This window comes from Streptomyces sp. 7-21, assembly GCF_016741785.1.
In the GTDB taxonomy this organism is placed as follows: Bacteria; Actinomycetota; Actinomycetes; order Streptomycetales; family Streptomycetaceae; genus Streptomyces.
Map to the genome: position 1 here is coordinate 66,382 of NZ_JAERRL010000011.1, position 24,031 is coordinate 90,412.

21 protein-coding genes and 1 tRNA gene are annotated in these 24,031 nt (G+C 75.7%); 14 read left to right on the forward strand and 8 right to left on the reverse strand.

What is annotated here, in order from left to right; all coding sequences use genetic code 11:
• The first annotated feature begins 229 nt into the window (after positions 1–229).
• Genes JK356_RS15445 through JK356_RS15455 form a run of 3 tightly spaced genes read left to right on the forward strand, consistent with a single transcriptional unit; the run spans position 230 to position 2,815 of the window.
• Positions 230–2,158: an asparagine synthase-related protein gene (locus JK356_RS15445; protein WP_201868531.1), complete on the forward strand. Its 1,929-nt coding sequence runs from the start codon at positions 230–232 to the stop codon at positions 2,156–2,158.
• Positions 2,121–2,405: a lasso peptide biosynthesis PqqD family chaperone gene (locus JK356_RS15450; RefSeq protein WP_307815615.1), complete on the forward strand. Its 285-nt coding sequence runs from the start codon at positions 2,121–2,123 to the stop codon at positions 2,403–2,405. The genes JK356_RS15445 and JK356_RS15450 overlap by 38 nt, the downstream gene beginning before the upstream one ends.
• Positions 2,402–2,815 (forward strand): lasso peptide biosynthesis B2 protein, encoded by a 414-nt coding sequence (locus JK356_RS15455; RefSeq protein ID WP_201868533.1) that lies wholly within the window; start codon positions 2,402–2,404, stop codon positions 2,813–2,815. Before JK356_RS15450 ends, JK356_RS15455 begins: the two co-directional genes overlap by 4 nt.
• Positions 2,816–2,950: 135 nt before the next feature.
• On the opposite strand, the gene JK356_RS15460 is transcribed toward JK356_RS15455, so the two are convergent.
• Positions 2,951–3,793 carry a TetR/AcrR family transcriptional regulator gene (locus JK356_RS15460; protein WP_201868535.1) on the reverse strand — a complete coding sequence of 281 codons (843 nt, stop codon included), beginning with the start codon at positions 3,791–3,793 and terminating at the stop codon, positions 2,951–2,953.
• A gap of 66 nt (positions 3,794–3,859) precedes the next feature.
• Here JK356_RS15460 and JK356_RS15465 point away from each other — a divergent pair, with 66 nt between their 5' ends.
• Positions 3,860–4,351, forward strand: a complete 492-nt coding sequence (locus JK356_RS15465) for a hypothetical protein (protein WP_201868536.1) — start codon at positions 3,860–3,862, stop codon at positions 4,349–4,351.
• A 203-nt stretch (positions 4,352–4,554) separates the two neighbouring features.
• Positions 4,555–4,725, forward strand: a complete 171-nt coding sequence (locus tag JK356_RS15470; protein WP_236671372.1) for a hypothetical protein — start codon at positions 4,555–4,557, stop codon at positions 4,723–4,725.
• A 967-nt stretch (positions 4,726–5,692) separates the two neighbouring features.
• On the opposite strand, the gene JK356_RS15475 is transcribed toward JK356_RS15470, so the two are convergent.
• Positions 5,693–5,766 (reverse strand) — tRNA-Pro (locus JK356_RS15475).
• A gap of 76 nt (positions 5,767–5,842) precedes the next feature.
• On the reverse strand, positions 5,843–7,288 hold the full coding sequence (locus JK356_RS15480; protein WP_201868538.1) for a lipase maturation factor family protein: 1,446 nt from the start codon (positions 7,286–7,288) through the stop codon (positions 5,843–5,845).
• A gap of 126 nt (positions 7,289–7,414) precedes the next feature.
• Here JK356_RS15480 and JK356_RS15485 point away from each other — a divergent pair, with 126 nt between their 5' ends.
• The 8 genes from JK356_RS15485 (at position 7,415) to JK356_RS15520 (ending at position 15,548) form a co-directional block, all read left to right on the forward strand.
• A complete protein-coding gene (locus tag JK356_RS15485; RefSeq protein WP_201868539.1) occupies positions 7,415–8,404 on the forward strand; it encodes an acetylxylan esterase in 990 nt (329 codons plus the stop codon).
• 90 nt (positions 8,405–8,494) lie between these two features.
• Complete coding sequence (locus JK356_RS15490; RefSeq protein ID WP_201868540.1) at positions 8,495–10,093, forward strand: ABC transporter substrate-binding protein; 1,599 nt, start codon at positions 8,495–8,497, stop codon at positions 10,091–10,093.
• Between the two features lie 23 nt (positions 10,094–10,116).
• Entirely contained in the window at positions 10,117–11,082 is a 966-nt protein-coding gene (locus JK356_RS15495; protein ID WP_201868649.1) for an ABC transporter permease, read from the forward strand.
• Positions 11,083–11,110: 28 nt separating this feature from the next.
• The gene (locus tag JK356_RS15500) at positions 11,111–12,046 is read left to right on the forward strand and encodes an ABC transporter permease (RefSeq protein ID WP_201868542.1); all 936 of its coding nucleotides are present in this window, start codon (positions 11,111–11,113) and stop codon (positions 12,044–12,046) included.
• Between the two features lie 20 nt (positions 12,047–12,066).
• Positions 12,067–12,984 (forward strand): ABC transporter ATP-binding protein, encoded by a 918-nt coding sequence (locus tag JK356_RS15505; RefSeq protein ID WP_201868651.1) that lies wholly within the window; start codon positions 12,067–12,069, stop codon positions 12,982–12,984.
• Positions 12,977–13,750 (forward strand): ABC transporter ATP-binding protein, encoded by a 774-nt coding sequence (locus JK356_RS15510; RefSeq protein ID WP_201868543.1) that lies wholly within the window; start codon positions 12,977–12,979, stop codon positions 13,748–13,750. The genes JK356_RS15505 and JK356_RS15510 overlap by 8 nt, the downstream gene beginning before the upstream one ends.
• A 43-nt stretch (positions 13,751–13,793) precedes the next feature.
• Positions 13,794–14,492 (forward strand): response regulator transcription factor, encoded by a 699-nt coding sequence (locus JK356_RS15515; protein ID WP_201868544.1) that lies wholly within the window; start codon positions 13,794–13,796, stop codon positions 14,490–14,492.
• Positions 14,493–14,516: 24 nt separating this feature from the next.
• Positions 14,517–15,548, forward strand: a complete 1,032-nt coding sequence (locus JK356_RS15520) for an MsnO8 family LLM class oxidoreductase (protein ID WP_307815619.1) — start codon at positions 14,517–14,519, stop codon at positions 15,546–15,548.
• A 13-nt stretch (positions 15,549–15,561) separates the two neighbouring features.
• Here the strand turns inward: JK356_RS15520 and JK356_RS15525 are convergent, their stop codons facing one another.
• From JK356_RS15525 to xylB, 4 genes are all read right to left on the reverse strand, one after another.
• Entirely contained in the window at positions 15,562–16,920 is a 1,359-nt protein-coding gene (locus JK356_RS15525) for a lipase family protein (protein ID WP_201868545.1), read from the reverse strand.
• 116 nt (positions 16,921–17,036) lie between these two features.
• On the reverse strand, positions 17,037–18,503 hold the full coding sequence (locus JK356_RS15530) for an acyl-CoA synthetase (protein ID WP_201868546.1): 1,467 nt from the start codon (positions 18,501–18,503) through the stop codon (positions 17,037–17,039).
• Positions 18,504–18,702: 199 nt separating this feature from the next.
• Positions 18,703–19,893: an ROK family transcriptional regulator gene (locus tag JK356_RS15535; RefSeq protein WP_201868655.1), complete on the reverse strand. Its 1,191-nt coding sequence runs from the start codon at positions 19,891–19,893 to the stop codon at positions 18,703–18,705.
• A gap of 45 nt (positions 19,894–19,938) precedes the next feature.
• On the reverse strand, positions 19,939–21,372 hold the full coding sequence (gene xylB / locus JK356_RS15540) for a xylulokinase (protein ID WP_201868547.1): 1,434 nt from the start codon (positions 21,370–21,372) through the stop codon (positions 19,939–19,941).
• 153 nt (positions 21,373–21,525) lie between these two features.
• Here xylB and xylA point away from each other — a divergent pair, with 153 nt between their 5' ends.
• A complete protein-coding gene (gene xylA, locus JK356_RS15545; RefSeq protein WP_201868550.1) occupies positions 21,526–22,698 on the forward strand; it encodes a xylose isomerase in 1,173 nt (390 codons plus the stop codon).
• 81 nt (positions 22,699–22,779) lie between these two features.
• Here the strand turns inward: xylA and JK356_RS15550 are convergent, their stop codons facing one another.
• Positions 22,780–23,775 carry an EamA family transporter gene (locus JK356_RS15550; protein ID WP_201868551.1) on the reverse strand — a complete coding sequence of 332 codons (996 nt, stop codon included), beginning with the start codon at positions 23,773–23,775 and terminating at the stop codon, positions 22,780–22,782.
• Positions 23,776–24,031: the final 256 nt, after the last annotated feature.

Genomic DNA, 24,031 nt, shown 5'->3' on the forward strand with positions numbered 1-24,031 from the left:
GGGCGGATTCATGCAATCACCTACCCCGAGCCTGCGGGGGAAACCGGCGCTTCGCTGCGTAAGGCGGCGCGCACGCACCGTTCGCGCCGCCTTACGCTGGCGGCAGCCGTTTGCCGGCTCACCGCGCCGGAAAGGCATCTTCCTGACACGGCCAGCACACAGCGGAGTTGACGGCATATCCGCCAGCGAAAACCCGGAATTCCCGCGCGGCACAGGAGGAGTTCACGTCATGGCGCGGAACCGTTCCGCGGCGGCGGCCACGCCCTGCGGCGCCGACTGGTTCGTGATGCTGCCGGACCGCGCACCCGCCGCGCGCGTCGCGGCACGTCTGGCCCCCTACGCCTGCCACACACTGCCGCACGCCTCCGGCAGACCCTGGCTCGTGGGGTGCTGGCAGCCAGAGCGCATGACCACCGCGAGCCTGGGCACGGTACGGCTGGCTCTCGCCGGGACCCACCCGCTGACGCCCGCCGGCCTGCGGACCCGGGGCAAGGCCGTGCGCACCGCCGCGGACCTGCCCGCGCTCGCCGCCGGCCTCCCCGGCTCCTGCCACCTGCTGGCCTCCCTGGACGGCGACGCCTGCGGCCGGGGCACCGCAGCGGGGGACCGGCGGCTGTACCGGAGCGACGCCGGCGGTGTCACCGTGGCGGCCGACCGCGCCCGCACGCTCGCCTGGCTCACCGGGGCACGCCCGGACCCCGCCCGGCTGGCCGCCCGCCTCGTGCCGCACCTGCCGTATCCGCTGGAGCACGCGTCGATGTGGCCCGGCGTGACCACCGTCCCGCCCGGTCACGCGCTGCGGCTGGCACGCGACGGCACCGCTTCGGCCTGGCCGTGGTGGCACCCGCCGCCGTCCGACCTGCCGCTGAGCCAGGCCGCCCGGCTGCTGCGCCAGGCACTGCGGGGCGCGGTCGCGGCCCGGATCACGCCCGGCCAGACCTGGGGCGCTGACCTGTCCGGCGGCATGGACTCCACCTCGCTGTGCTTCCTGGCCGCCGAGGCCGGAGCCGAGCTCGTCGCCGTCACCCTCAACTGGGCGGCGGCCGCCAACGAGGACGCCGCCTATGCCCGCCTCGCCGCCCGCTCCCTGCCCGGCCTGACCCACCTGGTGCTCCCGTCCGCCGCCCTCCCCGGCCACCTCGACGGCATGCACGAGCGGGCCGAGCCGGACGACACACCCCACGTGCTGCTCCGCGACCGGGCGCAGCAGGCCGAACTGGCGCGCCGCATGCGGGAACACGGCGCCCAGCGGCGGCTGTCGGGACACGGCGGCGACCACGTGGTGACCGCACCGCCCGCCTACCTGCACCGCCTCGTGCGCCGCCACCCCCGCCAGGGACTGCGGCACCTGGCCGCCCACCGGGCGCGGCGGCGGTGGCCGCTGCTCCCCGTGCTGCGCGAGCTGGCCGACTCCCGCCCCCTCGGGCGCTGGCTGGCCGGCCAGGCCAGCCGCCTCGCCCCCGCCGGCCACCCCGGGGAGCGCCGCTGCGGCTGGAGCGCGCCGCTCACGCTGCCCCCGTGGGCCACCGACCGCGCCGCCGGCCTGCTGGCCGGCCTCCTGCGCGACGCCGCCGAGGCCCTCACCACCGGCACCGCCGCCGACGGCATGGCGCTGCCCGCGCCCCCGGCCCGGGACCGCGGCACCCACGCCTGGGTCCACAGCGCCCGGCTCGCCGGCACCGTCGCCAGCCAGATCGCCCGCGCCGCCGCGGCCTGCGGGCTGCCCGCCGACACCCCGTTCTGCGACGACACGGTCATCGCCGCCTGCCTGCGGGCCCGGCCCGAACAGACCGGCCACCCCGGCCACTACAAGCCGCTGCTTGCCGCCGCCATGCGGGGGATCGTCCCCGAGGCGGTGCTGACGCGGACCACCAAGGACCACTGCGGTGAGGAGTGGCACGCCGGGCTGGCCGCGCACCGCAGAAACCTGGCCGCCTGGGCCGGCGCCTCCCGGCTGGCCGAGGCGGGCCTGGCCGACCCCGGCCGGCTGCGCCGCGCCCTGCTGTCACCCGGCCTGCTCACCACGGGCGCCGCCGTGCTGGAGCACACCATCGGCGCCGAGGCGTGGCTGCGCGACCTGGAAGCCCACCCCCGTCCCGCCTACCTGAAGGAGCACACCAGTGCAGGTGCCACCCGCCCGCCTGCGGCTGCGCCGTGACGTCACCGCCTGCGACACCGCGGACGGCATGGTGCTGCTCGATGAACACACGGGCCGCTACTGGCAGTTGAACGATACCGGCGCCTGCGTGCTGCGCGCCCTGCTGCACGGCACGGCCCCCGGGGACATCGCCGCCGGCCTGGCGGCCACGCACGACGTCCGGCAGGAGCGGGCCGCCGCCGACATCGACGCGCTCGTGGCCCAGCTGGCGGCCGCACGGCTGACCGAGGGAACGCCGGCGACATGAGCCAGGTTCTCGACACCTCAGGCCAGCGCCCCGGCCCGCTGACCCGGGCCGCCGTCCGCGCCGTGGTCCTCGCCGCGCGTCTCGTCGCGAGGCTGCCGCCCCGCCGGATCCGCGCCGTGCTGCGCGCGGTCCGCCGCGGCGCCCGGGCGGCCACCCATGCCGAGGCGCTGAGAGCCCGGCGCGACGTGACGGCCACCAGCACGCGGTGCGCGGGCCGGTACTGCCTGGAGCGTTCGCTGGCCGCGGCGCTGCTGTGCCGGCTGCGGGGGACGTGGCCGACGTGGTGCACCGGCGTGCGCACCCCGCCGTTCTCCGCCCACGCCTGGATCGAGGCCGAGGGCTCCCCGGTCGGCGAGCCCCGCGGCATCGCCCGCTTCACCCCGCTCATCCGCGTCCCGCCCCGGTGGTAGCGCCGCCGGCCGCGTGCGCGCCACCGGTCACGTGACCGGCCCCCGCCTCCACGTCGGGAAGCGGCCCGCCGGCGGCGGGTTCGGCCAGGACCGCGATCCGACGTTCTTACCGTCCAGTTGCCCGCCAGCCGGGCGTCACTCCCGCAGCGTCCGGCGCAGCCAGGAGAGGCGTTCCTCATCCCACGCCACCGCCGGGTCCGGTTCGAGAAAGGACAGCGCGGTGGCGGCGATGCCGAGAGCGGGCTGTGACCATTCGGCGTCATCCGCCGTGCCGAAGGCGCCGTGCTGGACCCGCCTGCCGGCGAGTTCGGGCCGGGCGGGCGCGGTGAGGACGAAACCGCGCATGGTGGCGCTCAGCTGTGTCGCCAGTTCTTCGAAGGTGAGGCCGAGATCCGGCCGCAGCCGCAGGCCGAAGAGTTCAGCCAGGCGCCGGTAGGAGCCGGCGATCCGGTCGGTCAGGTCACGCTCGGCGGCGGCGAGCCCGTCCGCGACCTCGCGCCGCACGTCGCCGTCGGCAAGACTGAGAAAGGTGGCGTGCAGCGCGATGTAGGTACGCCACTGTCTGGAGGCGCGCATCGCCTCGAAGTCCCGCAGTGCACCGAGCCGCAGCAGCTCAACGAGCAGCTCGTGGCGTCCCTGGGCGGTGGCGAACTGGCCGATCCGCTCCAGGGCGAGGGACCGGATGGCGTCCTCACCGACCTGCCCGTCGGCGCCGACCGCGGCGGGCGCGCTCCGGGCCAGCCGGACGAGGAGGTCGCTGAAGAACAGGTCCTTGTACGGCCAGCGCCGGTACACGGCGGCGCGCGCCACGCCCGCCTCGCGGATGATGTCCTCGAAGCTGAGGTGCTCCAGGCTCACCGTGAGCCCGGTGCGTTCGACCCTCGACGCCGCCGCGTCGAGCATGCGCTGTGCCGTCTCGGCGTCGGAGAGACGGCGGCGTCTGCGGGTCACCCGTCCCTCGGGTTGCTCTTCGGTCATGCTGGCTCGTATCCTTCCATCCGTATGAGACACGATATCTCAAGTCCACGAATCCCGGGAGGGCCCATGCCGTCGCAGCAGTTGCCCGCTTCCGTCCGCAAGGCCGTGTGCGCCCTGTACGTGGCGACCGCGCTGGCAGCGGTCAGCGTCGCAGTGATCGTCGGCGTCGAGGCCACGGACAACAACCTCGCCGAACACCTCCGGGAGGCTTACCCGCAGCGCGCCGCCGACGAGATCGAGATGGCCGAATCCAGCATCCTGACCTACCTGTTCACGCTCGCGGCGCTGGGGGCCTGCCTGTTCGTGGCGATGGCCTGGGGCAGCCGCCGCGGGCGGCGCTGGGTGCGGGGCGCCGGCGGTGCGGCCGTCCTGCTGGGGACCGCGCTGGCCGCGTACAACTTCAGCCAGCCGCACCCGCTCGCGATGACCGTGGCCGGACTCGTCCCCTGCGCGGCCGGGCTGACGGCCGTCGCCCTGCTGTGGACGCGGGAGTCGTCCTCCTACTTCGGCTCCGCCCGCACAACCTCCGCCGCCGCGCGCGGCGCGGACGCTCACTGACCGCCGTCGGCCGGGCAGCGTGTTTCCCCACGTCCCGCGGCCGGCGAGGGCATGGCCCGCGGCGCGGGCGGCTGCCGGGCCGGCGGGACCGGGGAATCTCCCGTTCTGCGCGGGCGTTGGGGAGAATGCGGGCATGACTGAGCAGCAGTCCGGTACTGCGGTTAGCGTGGCCTCTGACGTTCGCTGAGCTGATCGGCACGCTCGTGCCCCAGCTCGTCGTCATCCTGATGAGCCGGATGGGGGGTGAAGCGCGCTACGCCCGGTCGCTGTTCATGCCGGTCGTCTTCGTGTTCGTCGCCGTGGAGGCGGCGGTCAGTGTGACAACCAGGTCGCCGCGGCGCTGGCCGCTGGCCGTGGCGGCAAGGGCACGGTGATGGCCTCGGCGGCCTGCTTCGCCCGCATCTGCCTTGCGGCCACGTTCGTGGTGGGCGGTCTGCTGGCGCTGTGCGCGCCGCTGCTGTCCGAGGCGCTGTCGGTGCGCCCGGAGTCACGCGATGATGTCGAGTGGTTTGTGCGCTGGGTGTGCCTGGCGCATCTGGTCTCGGCCGGTCCGGTGGTGTGCACGGTGACGCTGCGTGGTACGGGCCGGGGGCGGCCGGCGGCCGCAGTGCTGCTGGGGAGCGGTGCGGCTGAGGCCGGGGGCCGTGCTGGGGCTGCCCGGTGCGGTGGGCTGGGGCATGTGGGCCTTCCCCGTGGCGGTGGGGGCAGCGGCCGGGCCGCCGCCGTGAGAGCAGGCTGCTGCGGCGGGTGGGGCTGCCGGTGGCCGCCACCTACGGGGTGATCTTCGTCAGTGCTTCGGTGCTGACGCGGGGTGGTGGGCATACAACCGGGCCCCGGTCGGTGCGGGCGGATACCGGGTGCACACCTGGTGCGGGTCATGCGCGGGCAGCCACACCGGCGCCGGGGCCGCGTCAGCGCGGGCCGTGGACGGCCTGAGGCAAGCACGCGACGTGGCGGGGAGCGCAGAGACCCGGTGGGCGGTCCAGGAGAGCATCCAGGTACGGGACCCGCTCCGGTTCGAACGTGCCAGGCCGGCCAGGGACCAGCGCGGCCGGCAGCTCCTGGGCGATCCGGGCACGTGCGCCCCCTGCACCTCATCCACGTCGCACACCTTCGGCATGCCGCACGTAAGGGGCATCTGGCTCTGGCTGCGCTGCCAGGCGCGCTACCGCCGGCATGGCTGACCCCGCTGTGTCAGGACCGGCGGTGTGCCGGCACCCACGGTCCCCGGGAAGGCACACCAGGCGTCCCTCATCCTTGCCGCACGGCCGCGAAACGCAGGGCCGCCGGACCACAGCAAAAGGCCCCCCGCAGGATCGTCCTGCGAAGGACCTCACACAGTCGGGACGGCGGGATTTGAACCCACGACCCCTTGACCCCCAGTCAAGTGCGCTACCAAGCTGCGCCACGTCCCGGTGCCCGGTGCGGCCGGGGCTTCGGGCCCCTGATCACCGTGCCCTTGAACCATACCGCATCCGGGGCAGTGCTCGCTCACACCCCCGGGGTACCGTCCAGGGAGAGCGGGGGCAGGTAGTCGCCGACCAGGGTGCGGTGCCACCAGGCGCCGGTGGCCCGGCGTTCGGCGCGGGTGGTGAAGCGGTAGCGGTACACCCGGGCGCGGACGTGGGCCGGGGGAGCGTCGGGGAAGGGGTTGACGCGCAGCAGCCGCAGGGTGGCGCGGTCGCCCGCCAGCAGGCGCTCGGCCAGGGCCCGCGTCCACGCCCGGGGCAGTGAGGGGCTGAGGGCGGCGAACCACAGCAGCCAGTCGAGGCGGAGGTGGAAGGGCGCGAACTGCCGGGGCAGCCGCCGCACGTCCCCGGGCTTGCCGTAGAACTCGTACTCGTGCCAGCGCGTGGCCCCGGTGAGCGTGGTGTCCCGCGTGCCCTCGAAGACGATCTCGTGCCGCAGCCGGGTCACGCTGCCGAAGGCGCCGTAGGTGTTGACCAGGTGGAGCCCGTTGTAGCTGCGGTTCATCTGCTGGGAGCGGGAGAGCATGTTCCGCACCGGCCAGTAGCTGAGCACGGCGGTGAGGGCGGCGCCCGCCAGCACGAACGCGGTGAAGTAGCCGGGCGGGTCCGGCTGGTGGGCGGGCGGCGGCGGCAGCAGCGGCAGGTGCCGGGCCGCCAGGGCCCCGTCCACCGCCGCGACGGCGAGGAGCACGGTCAGCCAGTTCAGCCAGGCGAAGTTGCCCGAGGCGATCAGCCACAGCTGCGTGACGATGATCACCAGCGCCGCCCACGTGGCGATCGGCTGCGGCAGGAAGAGGCCGAACGGCACGACCAGCTGGGCCACGTGGTTGGCCGCCGCCTCGGCGCGGTGGAGGGGGCGCGGCAGCCGGTGGAAGTACCAGCTGAGCGGGCCCGGCATCGGCTGCGTCTCGTGGTGGTAGTACAGGCAGGTCAGCTTCCGCCAGCAGGCGTCGCCGCGCCATTTGATCAGGCCCGCGCCCACCTCGACGCGGAAGACCAGCCACACCATGAGGTACAGCGCGGCCGTGGGCGGTGCGGTCCCGTCGTTGCCCAGGAACATCGCCAGGAACCCGGCCTCCAGCAGCAGGGACTCCCAGCCGAAGGCGTACCAGATCTGCCCGGCGTTGACGACCGACAGGTACAGCAGCCACAGCACGAGCCACGGCAGCGGGGACGCCCACAGCGGCAGCGCGTCCGCCAGGCCGAGCGCCACCGCCGCCGCCAGCGCGGCGCCTGACCAGGCGACGGCGGCCAGCAGGCGGTCGGAGTACCGCAGGCGGAAGAGGGTGGGGGCCCGCCAGAACGGCAGCCGCCGCAGAGAGGGGCCGGCCGGTGTGAGCCCGCGTTCGCCGGCGAGCACGCGGAACTCCCGGACCGTGCTCAGGAAGGCCAGCAGGTAGATGGCCGCGAGGCCGCGCTGGAGCACGAGCCTGCTCAGCCAGGCGTCGTCGAGGGCGAGCCAGTCCATTCCCCATGGGTACCACCTTTCTGCCGCCTTCCCGCCGTTCCGCGGCCGTGGCCGGGGCGTTGACCTGCGACATCCCCCGGCATAGTTTCATCGCGCACATAGGTTGGACGCGAAAGGCCGCACCCGATGCCGCTGACGGACCTGCCCCTTGACGAGCTGCGTGACTACCGTCCGGAGATACCCGAGCCCGAGGGGTTCGACGACTTCTGGGCCGCGACGCTGGCCTCCGCGCGGGCCGCCGGGGGAGGGGAGGCCGAGTACCGGCGTGTGGACGACCCGCCGCTGGCGACGGCCGAGGTCTACGACGTGCGGTTCCCCGGCTGGGACGGGCAGCCGGTGGCGGGCTGGCTGCTGCTGCCCACGGGGGTGAGCGGACCGCTGCCGGGGGTGGTGACCTACATCGGCTACACGGGCGGGCGGGGCCGCGCGCTGGAGCATCTGCTGTGGTGCAGCGCCGGGTACGCCCACCTCGTCGTCGACAGCCGCGGGCAGGGTCACGCCACGCCCGATCCTGACCCCTCGCCCGCGCCGCAGTACGTCGCCGGGTTCATGACCCGCGGCATCGACCACCCCGACCACCACTACTACCGGCGCCTGATGACGGACTGCGTGCGGGCCGTCGACGCGCTGGCCGCGCACCCGGCGGTGGATGCCCGGCGCGTCATCGCCTCCGGCATCAGCCAGGGCGGCGGGCTGGCGCTGGCCACCGCCGCGCTGGCGGGCGACGCGGTCGCGGCGGCGCTGGTCGACGTGCCCTTCCTGTGCCACTACCGGCGCGGCGCCGAGACCGCCTCGGAGGGCCCCTACGTAGAGATCGCCCGGTACCTGGGCTGGCACCAGGCCAGAACCCCGGAGGAGACGTTCGCCACGCTCAGCTACTTCGACGGCGTGCACTTCGCGCCGCGCGCCACCGCGCCCGCCCTGTTCAGCGCGGCGCTGATGGACCCGGTCTGCCCGCCGTCCACCGTCTTCGCCGCGTACAACCGGTACGCGGGGGAGAAGGACATCGCCGTCTGGCCGTTCGGTGACCACTCCGGCGGCCGCTCGGCCCAGCGCGAGCGGCAGCTGCGCTGGCTCGCCGAGCGCGGCCTCGGCGGCGCGCGGACCAGCGGCTGAGGACTCCTCCCCCCTCCCGCTCACATCTGCCTCTGCTGTTTAATTGCGAAGGCTTCGCAATAACATAGGATCTTCAGCAGGGAGACGAGTATGGCTCGCGGGATCACGCGGCGAGCGGTCACCGTCACGGCGGGCGCCGCGCTGCTGGCCGCCGCCTGTTCCGCCCCGTCCGGCGAGGACGGCGGCGGGCAGGGCGGCGGCGGGGGCGAGGAACTGGTCGTCGGCATCGCCACCGAACCCGATACCCTCAGCCCGCTTCTCGGCTACGGCAAGGACGGCAACTCCAAGATCTTCGACGGCCTCCTGCGGCACGACGAGAACCTGGAACTGCAGCCCGCCCTCGCCACGGAGCTGCCCGAGATCAGCGACGACGGCCTGACCTACACCTACACCCTGCGCGAGGATGTGACGTTCAGCGACGGGCAGCCCTTCACCGCGCGCGACGTCGAGTTCACCTACGAAACGATCCTCGACGAGGACACCAACAACCCCTACAAGGACGAGCTGCACGCGCTGGAGTCCGTCGAGGCCCGGGGCGACTACACGGTCGAGTTCACCCTCCGCTACCCGTACGCCCCGTTCGCCGAGCGCACCGTCCTGCCCATTGCCTCCGCCGAGGCGGCCGGCGGCCAGGACGTCAACACCGGCCCGTACAACACCAGTCCCGTCGGCACCGGCCCCTATGTGCTCACCGACTGGTCGCGCGGCGAGCGCCTGACCTTCGAGGCCAACCCCGACTACTGGGGCGGCGCCCCCGAGGTCACCCGCCTGACCATGGTCATCGTCCCCGACGACGACGTCCGCGCCACCCGCCTGCGCTCCGGCGACCTCGACGCGGCCGTGCTGCCGCCCGAGCTGGCCGAGGACTTCGCCGACGAGGAGGGCATGGTCACGCACCAGGCGGACAGCGCCGACTACCGCGCCGTGACCCTCCCGACCGGCAACCCCGTGACCGGCGACCGCGCCATCCGCCGCGCCCTCGACCTCGCCGCCAACCGCGACCTGATGGTCGACAGCATCCTCAACGGCGCCGGCGCCCCCGCCTACGGCCCGGTTCCCACCAGCAGCCCCTGGTTCGCTGAGGGCACCGAGCGGCCCTACGACCCGGAGGAGGCCCGGCGCATCCTTGACGACGCCGGCTGGCGGCCCGGCGACGACGGGATCCGCGTCAGGGACGGCCAGCGCGCCGCGTTCACCCTGTGGTACCCGGCGGGCGACACCCTCCGGCAGGAACACGCCCTCGCCTACGCCCAGGACGCCCGGGAGATCGGCATCGCCATCACGGTCGAGTCCGGCTCCTGGGAGGTCATCGAGCCCTTGATGGGCGAGGACGCCGTCCTCGCCGGCGGCGGGAGCCCGGGCGACCCCGACTTCGACCTGTACGGGCTGCTCCACTCCAGCCTGGCCGGCGACGGCTGGAACAACATGGCGCACTACGACAACCCCGCCGTGGACCGCGCCCTTGAGGACGGCCGCCGCGCCGCGGACCAGGAGGAGCGCCGCGCCGCCTACGAGACGGTGCAGCGCGAACTGGCCGACAACCCCGGCTACACCTTCCTCACCCACATCGACCACGTCTACGTGATGGCCGACCGCTGGGAGGGCGTCACCACCCAGCCGGAGCCGCACGACCACGGCCTGGGCCACGGTCCCTGGTGGAACGTGGAGGAGTGGCGGATCAGGCGGTGAGACGTCCCCTGCCCTGGGCCGCGATGGCACGGCTGGCCGGGCGCCGCGCCCTGGCCGCCGTGCCGGTCCTCGCGGCCGTCACACTCGGTATGTTCGCGCTGTCGGCGGTCTCCCCGTTCGACCCGGTGCGGCAGTACGTCGGCGCGGGCGTCTCCGTCTCCGACGACACGCTCGACGACCTGCGCGCCAACCTGGAGGCCGACGGGACGTTCGTCGAGCAGTGGTGGACCTGGCTGACCTCCGCGCTCACCGGCGACCTCGGCGACTCGCTGTCGCTGCGGCAGCCGGTCAGCGAGGTCATCAGCGAACGGATCGGCTGGTCCGCGCTGCTGTGCGCCGTGGCGTTCGCCGCCGCGGTGCTGTGCGGGACCGCCCTCGGCGTGCTCGCGGCCCGCCGGCCCGGCGGCTGGACCGACCGGATCGTCAGCTCGCTCGGCTACGTGCTCCAGGCGGCCCCGCCGTTCTGGCTCGCGCTGCTGGCCGTGTGGCTCTTTGCGCTCCAGCTGGACGTGCTTCCCGCGGGCGGGCTCACCGACCCCGGCAGCGACCGTGTGACCCCCGGCTCGCTGCTGCGCCACCTCGCGCTGCCCGCGGCGGTGCTGACCGTCTCGCAGCTGCCGTGGTTCGTGCTCTACGTCCGGCAGGGCGTGTCGGACGCGCTCCACGAGGACGCCGTGCGCGGCGCCCGCGCGCGGGGCCTGAGCGAGCGGACCGTGCTGCTCGGCCACGCCCTGCGGTCCGGGCTGCTGCCCGTGCTGACCCTCGCCGGCACCCGCGTGCCCGAGCTGATCACCGGCGCCCTGCTGGTCGAGACGGTCTTCAGCTGGCCCGGCATCGCCGCGGCCACCGTGCGGGCCGCCACCGCCACCGACTTCCCGCTGCTGGCCGCGCTGACGGTGCTGTCCGCGCTCGCCGTGCTCGCGGGCAACCTCCTCGCCGACCTGCTCTACGGGCTGGCCGACCCGCGCGTCGACCACGCCGTGATGTGACGTGAGGTGACGTGATGGGAGCCACGCCATGACCACGCCCGCACCGTCAGACACCTCCTCAAGCGCCGCCGGCACCGCTGGTACCGCCGGCACCGCCCGCGACGGCGGCGCCTGGCGCGCCCGCAGCGCCCCGCGCCGGGGCACCCGCACCGTGCGGGCCGCCGTCTCGGCCGTGCTGCTGGCCGCCGCCGTGCTCGCCGTGCTGCTGGTGCCGGTGCTCGCGCCCCTCGACCAGCAGTCCGTCGATCTCACCGCCAAGCTGCTGCCGCCCTCGGCCAGCCACCCGTTCGGCACCGACGACCTCGGCCGGGACGTGCTGCTGCGCAGCGTCTACGGCCTGCGGGTGTCCCTCCTCGTCGGCTTGGCCGCCGCGCTCGTCGCCAGCGTGCTGGGCCTGGCCATCGGCTGCACCGCGGGCGCGCTCGGCGGACGCGCCGACCGCCTCGTGATGCGCCTGACGGACGCCTTCACCGCCGTGCCGCACCTGCTGATGGGCATCGTCATCGTCTCGATGTTCCGGCCCGGCGTCTGGCCGGTGGTCGTCTCCGTCGGCCTGACCCACTGGGTCTCCACGGCCCGCATCGTCCGCGCCGAGGTGCTGTCGCTGCGGTCCCGGCCGTTCGTGGACGCCGCCGTCTCCGGCGGCGCCTCCCGCTGGCGCGTCGCCCGCCGGCACCTGATGCCCGCGGTGCTGCCGCAGGCCGGGCTCGCCGCCGTGCTGATGGTGCCCCACGCGATGTGGCACGAGTCGGCGCTGTCCTTTCTGGGCCTGGGCATCCCCGCGCACCAGGCCAGCCTCGGCACCATGATCAACGGAGCCCGCGGCTCCCTTGCCGCCGGCGACTGGTGGCCCACGCTGTTCCCCGGGCTGTTCCTCGTCGTCACCACTCTCGCCCTCGCGGGCCTGGCCGGCGTCTGGCGCGAACGCCTCAACCCCCGCCGCCGATCGGAGCTGATGCTGTGAGCCTGTTGTCCGTCCGGCACATGTCCGTGCGCTTCCTGATGCCCGGCGGGCGGCGCGTCGCCGCCGTGACCGACGTGTCGTTCGACCTCGCCCCCGGCGAGTGCCTGGCGCTGGTCGGGGAGAGCGGCTGCGGCAAATCCGTGCTGGTGTCCGCCCTGCTCGGGCTGCTGCCCGCCAACGCCGTCACGCGCGGCCAGGCACTTCTGGGGGACACCGACCTGCTGTCCGCTCCCGAGGCCACGCTCGCCCGCGAGATCAGGGGCCGCCGCGCCGGGCTCATCCCGCAGAGCCCGGCCAACCACCTGACCCCGGTGCGGACCGTCCGGTCCCAGCTGGAGGAGACGGTCAGGGAACTGCGCGGCACGCCGCGCGGCCGGCGGCGCGAGGCGGCGGAGGCGGCCGCGCGCCGCGCCGCGTTCCCCGTCAGCCACCTCGACCGCTACCCGCACGAGCTGTCCGGCGGCCTGGCGCAGCGGGCCGCCACCGCCCTGGCCCTGGTCGGCGACCCGCCGCTGCTGCTCGCCGACGAGCCCACGACCGGGCTCGACCGCGACCTGGTCGACCACACCGTCGACGAGCTGCGCCGCCACGTCGGCGAGGGCCGCGCCCTGCTGCTGATCACCCATGACCTGGCCGCGGCCGAACGCGTCGCCGACCGCGTCGCGGTGATGTACGCCGGCCGCCTGGTCGAGTTCGCGGACGCCGCCGCGTTCTTCGGCGCCCCGGGCCCGCGCCACCCCTACGCCCGCGGCCTGCTCGACGCGCTCCCCGAACGGTCCTTCACCCCCATCCCCGGCATGCCGCCCGAGCTCGACGCCCTCCCGGACGGCTGCGCGTTCGCCCCCCGCTGCGGCCGGGCCACGGCCGCCTGCGCCACGCTGCCGCCACTGGCCGACGGGGTAGCCTGCCACCACGCCACGGAGCCCGCCGATGTCTGACACCTCCGGCCGCGACGCCACCCCCGCCCTCGAGCTGTGCGCCGTCACCGCCGGCTACGACCGCCGCGCCCCCGTCGTCCGCGACGTCTCGCTGCGCGTCGGCGACGGCGAGGCCGTGGGCCTGCTCGGCCCCAGCGGCTGCGGCAAGACGACGCTGGCCCGCGTCGCCGCCCTGCTGCACCGCCCCTACGCCGGAACGGTCCGCCTGGCCGGGCGGGAGGTACGCGGCTTCCGCCACCGCGCCCCGCGCGAGCTGCGCACCATGGTCGGCGTCGTCTTCCAGCAGCCCCGGCTGGCCGCGGACCCGCGGCTGCCGCTCGGCGACCTGATCGCCGAGCCGCTGCGCGCCACCCGCGCCCCCGGCAGCCACGCCGCGCGCGTGGCGGAGCTGGCCGAGGCCACCGGGCTCGGCGGCGACCTGCTGCGCCGCCGCCCCCACGAGGTCAGCGACGGCCAGCTGCAACGCGCCTGCCTGGCACGCGCCCTGGTGCTGCGGCCCCGGCTGCTGGTCTGCGACGAGATGACGGCCATGCTCGACGCGTCCACCACCGCCGCGCTCGTCGCGGTCGTCGAGGAGTACCGGCGCACCAGCGGTGCCGCGCTGCTGGCCGTCGGGCACGACCGGGTGCTGCTGCGGCGCTGGTGCGACCGCGTGGTCACCTACCCCGGCACCGGCGGGGCCACCAGGGCCGCTGATGGCGCTGCGGCTGCTGAGGCTGCTGAGGCCGCGGAGACCAGCGGGGCCGGCACCCGGGCCGGAACGTGACCGGCACGCGCCGTCCGCCGCCCGCCTGGCTACCGTTGCCCGCATGACGATCCGCGTGCTTGTCGTCGACGACGACCCCCTGGTCCGGTCCGGTCTGCGGCTGATGCTCGGCTCCGCCCGGGATATCGAGGTGGCGGGCGAGGCACGGGACGGCAAGGAGGTGGTGGCCGAGGTCCGGCGGCTGCGGCCGGACCTGGTCCTGATGGACATCCGCATGCCGGGCATGGACGGCCTGAGCGCCACCGAGGCGCTGCGGGCCCGGCCGGACGCCCCGGAGGTGCTGGTGCTGACGACGTTCGACGCCGACGAGCACGTGCTGCGGGCGCTGCGCGCCGGGGCGGCCGGGTTCCTGCTCAAGGACACGCCCCCGGCCGAGATCGTCGAGGCGGTCCGGCGCGTTGCCGCGGGCGACCCGGTCCTCTCGCCGGCCGTCACCCGCCGCCTGATCGCCCACGTCACGGCCCCCGGCGACGCGGCGGGGACGGCGGCACGCGCCCGCGCGCGCCTGGCCCGGCTCGCCGAGCGTGAGCGGGACGTCGCGCTCGCCGTGGGACAGGGGCTGTCGAACGCCCAGATCAGCCGCGCGCTGCACCTGAGCGTGCCCACGGTCAAGGCGTACGTCTCGCGGATCCTGGCCAAGCTGGACCTCAACAACCGGGTGCAGATCGCCCTGCTCGTCCACGACGCGGGCCTCCTCGGCAGCGACGGCGGCGGCAGCGGCACCGGCACCGGGAAACCCTGAGGCCCGCAGCGTGTTGCACCAGACGTGAACGGCACCGGAAACGACGCGACCAGACCGCTGGGGTCGGTGCGCTGGTCGGTACTGGACCGCGCCCTGATCCGCAGGGGCCAGCAGCCCGCCGAGGCGCTGCGCGAGACCGTGCGCTTCGCCCAGCAGGCCGAGGCACTCGGCTACCACCGGTTCTGGGTCGCTGAACACCACGCGGTGCCGGGGGTGGCGGGCTCGGCGCCCACGGTGCTGGCCGCGGCCGTCGCCGCCGCGACCAGCCGCATCCGGGTCGGCACCGGCGGCGTGATGCTGCCCAACCACCGGCCGCTGGTGGTCGCCGAGCAGTTCGGCGTGCTGGAGTCGCTCTTCCCCGGCCGCATCGACATGGGGCTCGGCCGCTCCGTCGGCTTCACGGCCGCCGTGCGGCGGGCGCTCGGCGCGGACAAGGAGGCCGCTGAGGGGTTTGCCGCGCAGCTGACAGAGCTCCTCGGCTACTTCGGCGAGGGCGCCCCCGGTGCGGTGCGGGCGGTGCCGTCGCGGGGGCTGCGGGTGCCGGCGTTCGTCCTCGCGGTCGGGGCGGGCGCGGAGACCGCCGCCTCGCTCGGGCTGCCGCTGGTGTTGGCGCATCTGGCCGACGAGGACCGCATGCGCGGTGCGCTGGACCGCTACCGCGAGGCGTTCCGGCCCTCGCCGCACGGCGCGCGGCCATACGTCGTGCTGGCGGCGAACGTGGCCGTGGCGTCCACCCGGGAACGGGCGCGGCTGCTCCAGCTTCCCGAGGCGTGGGCCACCGCGTACTCGCGCACCCGGGGCGTCTTCCCGCCGCTCGACCCGCCCGGTGAGGTCGCCGCGCGGGAGCTGACGGACCGCGAGCGGACCTACATCGGCCAGGCCCGTGCCTCCCACATCCACGGGACGCCCGGCGAGGTCCGCGCGACGCTGGGCCGCCTGCTGGCCCGTACCGGCGCCGACGAGGTGCTGGTCACGCTTAACACTCACGATCCCGGCGACCGCCTGGACTCCTACGCCCTCCTCGCAGACCTGGCCGGCCTGCCGGGCCGGGCGTAGCCGGTCCGCGACGTCAGGGCTGGCCGGGGAGCGAGCCGCAGGTGGAGCCGGCGGGTTCGCCCGCGAGGCGGTCGGCGAGCCAGGAGATCGCGTGCCCCTGGTCGGCCACGAGCGGGACCAGATGGTTGGTCAGCAGGCCGTCGCCCAGGTCGGGCAGCCGCACCGGCACGTACGTCACGCTGGCGCCGCGCTCGCACCAGTCGGCGGCGAGCTGCCGTGCCTGGCCGTGCGGCACGATGTCGTCCGCCACGCCCGTCGCGACGCGCACCGGCGCGGCCGGGGCCGTGCGGCCGATGCGCTGTTCGCCGAGGAAGGCCCGCACCTCCGGCTCGGCGGCGACGATGTCCGCGACGGACCGCCCGTCCGCCGTCCACCGGGTGCTTTCGGTGAACGCGTAGCCGAGGATCGCGTCGCCGACGCACATGCCGGACACCTCCGCCAGCGCCTCGCGCCCGGCGTCGCTGAGGTAGCCGTCGACCAGCGGCCCGAGGCCGGGGCGCGACTCAATCATGCCGTTGACGGTCCATCCGATCGCCGCCGCCAGGGCGCTGCCGTCGATGCCGGTCATCACCTGCGTCAGGTCGGCGGGCGGCGCGCCCGCGTACGCCCCCACGAGGGGGAGTTCGGGCGCGTAGGACGGCTGGAGCTCCGCCGCGGCGGCGCTGGCACCGCCGCCCTGGCTGTAGCCGTAGAGGCCGACGGGGGAGCCGGGCGTGAGCGACGTGCCCGCCACGGCGTGTGCCGCGCGGGCCGCGTCCAGCAGGGCGTGGGCCTCGTCGGCCCGGTTGACGTAGGTGTGGACCCGGTCGGTGGTGCCCAGCCCGGGGTAGTCGGTGATCACGACGGCGATGCCGCGGGCGAGGAGCCGGTAGACGGCGATGTTCTCGTACCCGACGGAGACGGTGCCCTCGCCCAGGTCGACGGCGAGCGGGTGCTCCAGCGCGAGCGACGCCGCGCACTGGTCGCCCTGGCCCATGGTGCCGGGGGCGAGGGCCACCAGCGGGCGCGGCCCGTCGTGCGGCCAGGGGGCCGCCGGCTCGAGGTAGGCGCCGGTCACCGCGACGGGCTGCCCGTTCGCGTCGGTCGAGGTGTACATCAGCCGCGTCGCCGTGCCCGGCAGCGTGGTGCCGCCGGGGCCGGGCAGCCGTACGCCGAGCGGCAGCGGCTCGCTGCGGATCAGGGTGCCGTTGCCGGGCGGCAGCTCGGCGGGCGGGTCGTAGAACTCCGGGACGGCCGCCGCCGGGCGCGCTTCCCGGGGCGGCGGGCCGGCGGCGGTGGCGGGCGCGGGGGCGGCGGCCAGGGCTGCCGCCGCGACGGCGGCCGTCAGCGCGCTGACCAGGGCCCGGCGGGCGGCGGGCAGTGGGGGTGTCACGGCACGCTCCTTCACTCGCTGCGGTGCCTGAGGGCGGCTTGCACCGGGTGAGGGCAGTGAAGCACCGCCGGGCCGCTTATGTAACCCGCTAGTAAGTTACGGACCGGCAAAGGCGGTTACGCCAGCTCGCGCTTGAGGACCTTCCCCATGTCGTTGCGCGGCAGCGCCCCGAGGAAGCGCACCTCCCTGGGCCGCTTGTGCGGCGCCAGCTCGCGCGCCACGTGCCCGGCCAGGTCGTCCGCGTCCGGCGGCGCGAGCGGGTCGCGGGCCACCACCCAGGCCACCACCCGTTCCCCCAGGTCCGGATCGGGCACGCCGGTCACCGCCGCTTCCGCCACCTCGGGATGGGCCAGCAGCGCGTTCTCGATCTCCCCGGCACCGATCTTGTAGCCGCCGCTCTTGATGAGGTCGGTCGACTTCCGGCCCACGATGCGGAAGGCGCCCGAGGCGTCGCGCGTGCCCATGTCGCCGGTGCGGAACCACGGGCCGTCGAACGCCGCCGCGGTGGCGTCGGGGCGGTTGAGGTAGTGCGTGAACAGGTTCGGCCCGCGCACCTGGATCTCGCCGATCGTCTCCCCGTCCCGGGCGGTCACCTCCGTGCCGTCCTCCTCGACCAGCCGCACTCCCACGCCTGGCAGCGGCACCCCCACCGTGCCGGGCGCCGGGGGCCCGTCCGCGCGCACGCTGGTGTTCATCAGCGTCTCGGTCAGGCCGTAACGCTCGAGGACCGCACGGCCGGTCGCCGCCTTCAGGCGCTGGTGGTCCGGGAGCGGCAGCGGCGCCGAGCCGGAGACCAGCAGCCGCGCGCCCGCCAGCGCCGCGGAGACATCGGGGGAGGACGCGGCGGCCTCGGCGAGCCGGTGGTACATCGTCGGGACGCCGAACAGCATCGTGCCGCCTGCGGCGAGCGCCTCCGCCGCCGCGTCGGGCGAGAACCTGCCCACGTGCCGCACCGTCCCGCCGCGGCGCAGCGGGCCGAGCACGCCGAGCACCAGCCCGTGCACGTGGAACAGCGGCAGGCCGTGCACCACGGTGTCGGCACCGGACCACTGCCACGCCTCCGCCAGGGCGTCCAGGGTGCTGGCCAGGGCGCGCCGCGGCAGGACCACCCCCTTGGGCGGCCCGGTGGTGCCGGAGGTGTAGATGATCAGGGCGGGGTGCTCCGGCCCGCCGGCGTCGAGCCCTTCCCCGCCGGCCGCGTCCGCCACCGGCGCCTGCGGACGGGGCGCCAGCCGCGGCAGCCCGGCCAGCGCGCCCGGCAGCTCCTCACCGGGCGCGGCCAGCACCAGCGACGGGGCGCTGTCGGCGGTGAGGTGCGCGAGTTCGCGGGCGCCGATGCGGGGGTTCACGGGCACGGCGGGAACGCCGGCGCGCAGCGCCGCCACCACGGCGACGGCGGTGTCAGCCGTGGGCGTCGCCCAGACCGCGACGGGTCCGGCCGCCCCGCCGTCCGCGGGCCGCGGCAGCCTGCGGGCCAGGGCGGCGGTCTCGGCGGCGAGCTGGGTGTAGCTGAGGCTGTCCGTGCCCACGCGCAGCGCGGTCGCGGCGGTCGGGCGGGCCAGCGCGGGGAACAGGGTGGTCATCGCCACATGCTAGACACCCTTAGGGCCCGCCGTGCCCGGCGCGTGAGGCAGGCGGCACCGGCGGCGGGCAGCGCCGTGCCAGCTCTGCCACCGTCCTGGCCACGGCGAGTTCACCGCCCGGCACGGCGAGTCCGCCGTCGCCTGCACCCTCACGCACGAGCTGGGCTGAGGGCCCGGCTGGCGCGGCCGGCTGGCGCGCTCAGCCCGGGTCCGGTGCGGCCAGCGCCGACGGCCGGTCCAGCAGCGCGAGCACCGCTGACCGCGCCGCGCCCAGCAGCGGGCCGTCCGGCCCCAGCGGCGAGGCGGTCACCGGCACCGGCGTGCTGCGGCCGCCCGCCGCCGCGGTGGTGCGCCGCGCCAGCTCCCGCCGCACGGGCGGCAGCAGCCAGGGCGCGAGCCGCGCCAGCGCGCCGCCGATCACCACTTCGCGCGGGTCGAGCAGGTTGACCGCCCCCGACAGCGCGATCCCCAGGGCCGTTCCGGCCCGCTTCACCGCCCGCAGCGTGGCGGGCTCCCCGGCCTCGCACCGGGCCGCCAGCGCCCCGATCCGCACGCCCTGCCCCGGGCGCAGCCCGGCCGCCCGCAGCAGTGCCTCCTCCCCGGCGTAGGTCTCCAGGCAGCCCCGGCCGCCGCAGGAGCACCGGTCGCCGCCGGGGCGCACCGGCATGTGGCCCAGCTCGCCCGCGAAGCCGTGGGCGCCGCGCAGCAGTTCACCGTCGACGACGACCGCGGCGCCGATGCCGATCTCGGCCGAGACGTGCACGAAGCTGGCGGGCGGCCCGGCGGGCTCCTCCTGGCCGGGCCGCCCGAACCACAGCTCGGCCAGGGCGCCGAGATTGGCCTCGTTCTCCACGGCGACCTGCCCCAGATCGGTGGGCAGCGCCGCCGCCAGGTCCGTCTCCGGCCAGCGCAGGTTCGGCGCCCGCGTCATCGTGGCCGTTCCCCGCGCGACGAGGCCCGGGACCGCCACCGTCAGCCCGGCCGGCCGCAGCCCGGCGGCCCGCGCCCCGCTCTCCGCCCGCCGCAGCAGGCGGACCAGCCGCCCGAGCACCTGCTCGGGGTCACCGCCCTGGTTGCGCGACTCCAGCGCGGCACGGGCACGGACCTCGCCCCGCAGGTCCATCACGCACACCGCCAGGTGGTCCACGCCGATCTCGGCGCCGATCCCGCACGGCCCCCGGTCCGCCAGCAGCAGCTGCGTCCCGGGGCGGCCCACCGTGCCGGAACGGCCCGGGCCGCGCTCGACGACCAGGCCGCCGCGGATCAGCTCCTCGACCAGCGTCGACACCGCCGCCCGGGTCAGGCCGATGCGGGCGGCCACGGCCGCGCGCGACAGCGGACCGCCCGCGGCCAGCGCGTGCAGCACACGCGACAGGTTCCGCTGGCGCATCTCGGCCTGCGACTGCGGAGCGGGCTGGGCCACGGGGCGCTCCGGTCAGCCCCGCCGCAGCAGCGCATCCGCGTCCGCCAGGACGCCTGCGATCCGCTCAAGCGCCTCGTCGTCCCGCTCGACCGCCGGGTAGTCCTCGCCGGCCGCCGTGTCCCACTCGCGCGCCACCGCCGACGGGTCACGGCCCAGCAGCAGCCCCGCCGCCTGCGCCGCCGCGCCCAGCGCCACGAGCTCCTCCGCCCGCGGCACCCGCACCGGGCGGCCCGAGAGCCGGCGCACCGTCTCGCGCCAGGCCGTGCCCCGGGCGCCGCCGCCGATCAGCAGCAGCGGGACCGACGGGTCCGAGTCCTCGCCGAGCACCAGCTCCAGGGCGCGCAGCAGCGCGAACACCGCGCCGTCGTAGGCCGCCTGGAGCAGCTGCCCGCCCGTGGTGGCATGGCGCAGCCCGTGCACCAGACCGGAGGCGTACGGCAGGTCGGGGGTCCGCTCTCCGTCCAGGAACGGCAGCATGACGGCCGTGCCGCCCGGCTCCACCTCCTCCCGCTCCCGGCCCAGCAGCGCGGCGACCCGGTCGACGGCCAGCGTGCAGTTGAGGGTGCAGGCCAGCGGCAGCCAGCGGTGGTTGGCGTCGGCGAAGCCCGCGACCACGCCGCTGGGGTCGGCCGGACGCTGGTCGGTGACGGCGTAGACCGTGCCGGAGGTGCCCAGGCTCATCACGCCCTGCCCCGGCTCGATGCCCAGGCCCATGGCGCCCGCCATGTTGTCGCCGGTGCCGGCCGCGACCAGGATCCCCTCGGGCAGCGGCAGCCCGGGCGCGACCGTGCCCGCGGGCTCGCCCGGTGCCACCACGCGCGGCAGCAGGGCCGGGTCGAGGCCGACGTGGGCGAGGATCTCCTCGTCGTAGCTCTGGGTGGCCGTCGACCACCAGCCGCTGCCCGAGGCGTCACCGCGGTCCGTCGTGCCGCCCTCGACGCCCTGGCCGGTCAGCCGCCCGGTGAGGTAGTCGTGCGGCAGCCGCACCGCCCGCGTCGCCGCGGCGGCCTCCGGCTCCTCCTCGCGCAGCCATGCCCACTTGGTGACGGTGAACGACGCCGGCGGGACGCTGCCGACGCGCTCGGCCCACGCCTTGGGCCCGCCGAGCTCGGCGAGCAGCCGGTCGCGCTGCGGGGCGGACCGGGTGTCGTTCCACAGCAGCGCGTTGCGCACCGGACGGCCGTCGGCGCCGAGCGTCACGAGCCCGTGCTGCTGCCCGGCCACCGACACGGCGGCGGCCTGGCCGACGACGGGCCCGCACTGCTCCAGCGCGTCGGTCAGCGCCTGCCACCACTGCTCGGGGTCGCTGTCGTGCTCGGCCGTGACCACGTGCGGGGCCTGGCCCCTGGCCACGACCTGGCCGGTGGCCGCGTCAACCACCAGCACCTTGGTGGACTGCGTGGAGCTGTCTACGCCGATGACAAGGGGTCCGTCGGGTGCGGCCATGAGCACGGTCCTCTCTAGCGGGTCTGACTGGTCCGACAGGCCAAGGACGCGAAGGGGCTTCCGCGCCGGGCTCGTGCATACTAATTTGTCAACGGCCATGACGAAATACCCGCGGCATGCCGCGGTGACAACCCGGGGACTCAAGGAGCCGAGATGTCTTACCAGCCAACCCCCGCCGACAAGTTCAGCTTCGGTCTGTGGACCGTCGGCTGGCAGGGACGTGACCCGTTCGGCGACGCCACCCGCCCCGCCCTCGACCCGGTGGAGTCCGTCAACCGGCTCGCCGAGCTCGGCGCCTGGGGTGTGACCTTCCACGACGACGACCTCATCCCCTTCGGTGCCTCGCAGGCGGAGCGGGAGGGCCACATCAAGCGCTTCCGCCAGGCCCTGGACGCCACGGGCATGGTCGTGCCGATGGCGACGACCAACCTGTTCACGCACCCCGTCTTCAAGGATGGCGGCTTCACCGCCAACGACCGCGACATCCGCCGCTACGCCCTGCGCAAGGTCATGCGCAACATCGACCTGGCCGCCGAGCTGGGCGCGCAGACCTACGTCGCCTGGGGCGGCCGCGAGGGCGCCGAGTCCGGTGCCGCCAAGGACGTCCGGGCCGCACTCGACCGGATGAAGGAAGCCTTCGACCTGCTGGCCGACTACGTCACCAGCCAGGGCTACAACCTGCGCTTCGCCATCGAGCCGAAGCCGAACGAGCCGCGCGGCGACATCCTGCTGCCCACCGTGGGCCACGCCCTGGCGTTCATCAACCGCCTGGAGCGCCCCGAGCTGTTCGGCGTCAACCCCGAGGTCGGCCACGAGCAGATGGCCGGGCTGAACTTCCCGCACGGCATCGCCCAGGCCCTGTGGTCGGGCAAGCTCTTCCACATCGACCTCAACGGCCAGAACGGCATCAAGTACGACCAGGACCTGCGCTTCGGCGCCGGCGACCTGCGCGCCGCCTTCTGGCTGGTGGACCTGCTGGAGTCGGGCGGCTACGAGGGCCCGCGGCACTTCGACTTCAAGCCGCCGCGCACCGAGGGCTTCGACGGCGTGTGGGCCTCGGCCGCCGGGTGCATGCGCAACTACCTGATCCTCAAGGAGCGGGCCGCCGCCTTCCGCGCCGACCCCGCCGTCCAGGAGGCCCTGCGCGCTTCCCGCCTCGACCAGCTGGCCCAGCCCACGCTGAACGAGGGCGAGACCGCCGCCGACCTGCTGGCCGACCGCAGCGCCTTCGAGGACTTCGACCCGGACGCGGCCGCCGAGCGCTCGATGGCCTTCGAGGCGCTCGACCAGCTCGCCATGGACCACCTGCTGAAGGCCCGCGACTGAAGCGACCGCCGTTCGCCCGGCACCTGACGGCCGCCCGCCCCGCACCCAGCGGCGCGGGCGGCCGCCGCCGTCTTCCGGCCGCTACGCCGCGCCCCGCCGCGCGGTCAGGGCGAACAGGCCCGCGGCCACCAGCGCGACCCCCGCCCACGCCGGGCCGGTCAGCCGCTCCCCGACCACCACGACCCCCAGCACCGCCGCCACGACCGGCTCGAACAGGCTCAGCACCGTCGCCGTGCTCGCCGGCACCCGGGCCAGCCCGGCGCCGAACAGCACGTACGCCAGGCACATCGGCACCACCGCCAGGTAGGCGGCCACCGCCACCCCGGCCGCTGAGCCCAGCAACGGCCTGCCGGTCGCGGCCAGCACCGGCAGCAGCACCACCGCGCCCAGGCCGAACAGCGTCCCCATGGCCGCCCGCGAGGAGTGGCCGCGCGCGATGATGCGCGCCCCGCAGTGTGCGTACCCGGCGTACGCCGCCCCCGCCAGCAGGCCCAGCGCCACGCCGCCGGGCACCCGGCCGCCGTCCGCACCGGGCCCGGACCCGGCCAGTACCAGCAGCGCGCAGCCCAGCGCCGCCGCGGCCGTCGCGGCCGCCCACCGGCCGCCCAGCCGCGGGCCGCCCGACAGCCGCTGCATCACCGCCGCGAACACCGGGGCGCAGCCCAGGCTGACCACGGTGCCGACCGCCACCCCGGCCCAGGCCATCGACGTGTAGAACGCCAGCGGATAGACCACGACCCCGGCCGCTCCCAGCAGCGCGTCGCGCACTACCGGCCGTCCGCCGCGCAGCACCGCCGCCGCGGACCGTCCCGCCAGCGCCAGCGTGAGCAGCCCGCCCAGACCCATGGTGGCCGCGCCCACCGACAGCCCGGAGGCGCCGGCCGGGGCGAACGTCGCGGCCGTGCCGGTCGTCCCCCATAGCGCGGACGCCGCCAGCACCAGGGCCGCGCCCCGGCGCTCCGCTGCCCGGGTGCCGGGGCGCCGGGGCGCCGGAGCGGCCGTGGCGGCGCCGGAGTCCGGGGATGCCGGTGAGACCGGAGGAGAGGAGAGAGCAGGGGAGAGATCAGGGGAGGTCATGCGCGTCCTGTTCCGTGTGTGTACCCAGTCAAGGAACCTCGGGACGAGGGCGCGCGCCGCGCGGCCCGGGACCGCTCGCGGCGCGGGGCCTGACGGGCCCCGGCGGACGGAGCGGGGTGACGCGTCCGCGCGCCCTCAGCGGGCGGGCGGCGGCGTGACGGCGTGCCAGTAGGACGAACGCATAATCGGCAGGATACCGGTGCGTGTGACAGGGGGGCGCAAGCCGCTCGGCAACCGGAACGACAGCCGCGGTGCT